Genomic DNA, 561 nt, shown 5'->3' with positions numbered 1-561 from the left:
CCGCCGCCCTTGATCAGGTTCTTGTTGCCATCGCACTCGTCGGCGCCGTCGACGTACAGCGACAGCCCGCCGGTGTGGTTCAGGTCCAGTACCTCGATGCCGTGGCCCTTGAGCAGGGCGGTGCTCTGCTCGGAGCTGGAGACGGCGCCCTCGATCCGGTCCTTGATGCGCGCCAGGGCTTCAATGAAGTAGGCCACGGTGGAGCCGGTGCCGACCCCGACGATCATTCCCTTCTCGACGTATTCGATGGCTTTTTCGGCGGCCAGGCGCTTGGCTTCGGACATGGTGGGCTCGGTGGTTGGGAGGATGGGGTAGAAGCGCACCTTGGTGCACGATGGGGCTTTTACCGGGAAGGCCCCATCGCGCACCAAGGTGCGCTCCTACGGGGTATCAGGCCGGCTGCTTTTCCAGCGACAGCAGCAGCTTCCACTGCGCGGCGGTCACCGGGAACACCGACAGCCGGCTGCCGCGCGCGGTCAGCGTGAAGCCTTCGCCCAGCTTGTCGGTGTGCTGCTTGATCTCCTCCAGCGGGATCACCTGCGCCAGCTTGCGCTCGAACGC

General features: G+C 65.8%; 2 protein-coding genes. Both read right to left on the bottom strand.

Annotation, left to right across the window (positions count from 1 at the left end; genetic code table 11):
* Positions 1 to 284: ribose-5-phosphate isomerase A (locus ABB30_RS15480; RefSeq protein WP_211263513.1), on the bottom strand; the 284-nt coding region annotated here is incomplete at its 3' end.
* A 106-nt stretch (positions 285 to 390) separates the two neighbouring features.
* The coding region (locus ABB30_RS15475) for an EVE domain-containing protein (RefSeq protein ID WP_152980806.1) at positions 391 to 561 on the bottom strand (171 nt) is incomplete at its 5' end.

The sequence above is a fragment of the Stenotrophomonas ginsengisoli genome, assembly GCF_001431485.1.
GTDB classification, from domain to species: domain Bacteria; phylum Pseudomonadota; class Gammaproteobacteria; order Xanthomonadales; family Xanthomonadaceae; genus Stenotrophomonas; species Stenotrophomonas ginsengisoli.
This window is presented reverse-complemented; position numbering and strand designations above follow the sequence as displayed.